This is a genomic window from uncultured Cyclobacterium sp. (genome assembly GCF_963976465.1).
Classification (GTDB): domain Bacteria; phylum Bacteroidota; class Bacteroidia; order Cytophagales; family Cyclobacteriaceae; genus Cyclobacterium.
Genome location: NZ_CAXBOC010000676.1, coordinates 1 through 2,207, shown reverse-complemented (window position 1 = coordinate 2,207; position 2,207 = coordinate 1). Strand labels below are relative to the sequence as shown.

General features: G+C 38.7%; 3 protein-coding genes. 2 read left to right on the top strand and 1 reads right to left on the bottom strand.

Features of this window, described 5'->3' with window-relative positions; translation table 11 throughout:
* Together AAC037_RS23760 and AAC037_RS23755 are read left to right on the top strand one after the other, a co-directional pair.
* Nucleotides 1-740 (top strand): S1-like domain-containing RNA-binding protein (locus tag AAC037_RS23760; RefSeq protein ID WP_339906125.1); only part of this gene is annotated, 740 nt, incomplete at its 5' end.
* Nucleotides 741-918: 178 nt separating this feature from the next.
* On the top strand, nt 919-1,842 hold the full coding sequence (locus AAC037_RS23755) for an ROK family protein (protein ID WP_339906124.1): 924 nt from the start codon (nt 919-921) through the stop codon (nt 1,840-1,842).
* Here AAC037_RS23755 and AAC037_RS23750 read toward each other — a convergent pair.
* Complete coding sequence (locus AAC037_RS23750; RefSeq protein ID WP_339906127.1) at nt 1,832-2,197, bottom strand: hypothetical protein; 366 nt, start codon at nt 2,195-2,197, stop codon at nt 1,832-1,834. The genes AAC037_RS23755 and AAC037_RS23750 overlap by 11 nt on opposite strands.
* Between the last annotated feature and the right edge of the window lie 10 nt (nt 2,198-2,207).

The window sequence follows — 2,207 nt, the reverse complement described above, 5'->3', positions numbered from 1 at the left end:
TATTGATCCCTAAGCGATACCTGAATGGGGAAGAGAAAGAGGGAGACTTAAAGGAAGTTTTTATTTACACAGATAGTGAGGATAGACCTGTAGCCGTTACAGACAAACCATTGGCTTTGCTTGATCAATTTGCTGTCATGGAAGTGAAAGATGTGACAAGTATAGGGGCTTTCCTTGATTGGGGATTAGAAAAAGATTTGCTTCTCCCAAAATCTGAAATGCGCCAGCCTGTGTCTTCAGGGGATAAGGTTTTGGTGGTAGTATGTGTAGATCACCGAACTTCTCGTTTAATTGCGGTAAGTAAATATGAGGATTTTATTCTTTCGGATACCAGTGGTTTTAAAGTAGGCGAAGAAGTAAGTGCCTTGATTTTTGACCTGACTGATTTGGGCTATAAAGTGCTGATCAATGGTTTTTATGAGGGGTTGATTTATGCCAATGAGGTGTTTAAGCCTCTTGATATAGGAGACACCGTAAGGGCTTTTATCAAAAAAATCAGGGAAGATAATAAAATTGATCTGATCATTACCCCCATAGGACGTCAAAAGTTTGATGAAGGCGCTGACCAAGTTTATGACAAGCTTAAGGAGAATGGCTTTTTGCCATTAACGGATAAATCTTCCCCCGAAGAAATTAAAGAAGTTTTTGGAATGAGTAAGAAGCATTTCAAGCAATGCATTGGTCAATTGTATCGTAAGAAAATGATTGTGATTAAGGAGGATGGCATTTATAAGGTCTAAGGCCTCTCCTAAAGGTTTTTTTTTAATTATATTATTGATTAAAGGATTTGAAAGAAAATCTGCTATTTTTGCCCTATTCATGTATTTTGTTGATCAGCATGAGGTATGCTTTTACGGATCGTTGATCAAAAGCTTGACTTAGCGGTATTTACATCTTGAAATTTGATTTGAGTATAGAATGGATAACAAAACTGAAGTTTTTTTAGGCATAGATGTGGGAGGAACCCATGTAAAAATTGGTCTCGTAGACACTAATGGCCGAATCATAGAATTTGGCAAAGAAGATACAGGCTTATTAAGAAAAAGTGCACAAGGATTTAATAAAGCCTTTGTAGAAGTAGTAGGGAAATATTTGGAGAAAAACCCGGAAGTAAAACACGTGGGTATTGGTTTGCCTGGCCTCGTGAGCAAAGATAGAACTACAACCCTGGAGATTCCTGCGATTTCTGAACTTAACGGGTTTAACTTAAAAGCAGCGCTTATAGAAAATTATCCCGATATCATTTTCCATCTTGAGAACGATGCAAGTGCGGCAGCCTTGGGCGAATTTCATTTTGGTAAAGGGAATACTGCAGACGATTACCTGTTCATTACACTGGGTACCGGTATCGGTAGTGCTTTGATCCTGGATAGAAAAGTGTTTAAAGGTGTAAGAGGAAACGCCATGGAGGTAGGACACATGCTATCCAGAGGAAATAGCAGGTTGGAGCCATTGATCGGTAGAAATGGAATTTTGAATATGGCCCAGAAAATGATGGAGGAATTTCCTGAAGAAATTGGTGAGATGGAAGGGAAGGAGCTTGGTATTCATTTATTGGTCGCTTCGGCTAAAAACAACAACGGCATTGCCTTAAGGACTTTTGCTGAATTGGGAGCTATTTTGGGAGAAGCATTGGTTTCTACGATTCGGATTCTGGATGTTACCGAAATTTATTTTGGTGGAGGTATATCCGCAGCCCTGCCTTTTATTAAGCCCGAGCTTGAAAAAACAATCCGTCAATATTTAAGTGCCTATTACTTATCAGACTTGACCATATCAAAAGCCACCTTAGAGAATGATGCCGGCACCTTGGGTGCAGCAGCTTTGTGTTTTATGGATTAAGGGTAGTAACCGTTACTTCGCTAACTTTATTTATAGCATTGAGTCGAAAAAGAACCTTTAAAGGTTCTTTTTCTGTTTGCTGCTCACAACGATCAGAGGGTTCTAAAAAATATATAAAGAAACTTTGACTTTTATCCACAAGCTCCACCCTGTCCGGACGACCAAAAGTCAGGATAATTTCTTGATTGTTTTTTGCCAAGAATGTGTTTTTTAATTGCTTGATTTCCTCTAAATCCTGAAGCCGTAACCCAAGACACCCATTTCTGTCTTTTTTCCAATTTTCCATATTAATGCTTCCTGTTTCCAATTTGCCTGAACAGGCAACGGCAGAAATAAACAAAACGAATAAACAAATATAAGGGAGC

Bases quoted from the DNA above. Each gene is read 5' to 3' on its own strand.
- AAC037_RS23755 (WP_339906124.1), top strand. From the start codon at position 919: ATGGATAACAAAACTGAAGTTTTTTTAGGCATAGATGTGGGAGGAACC.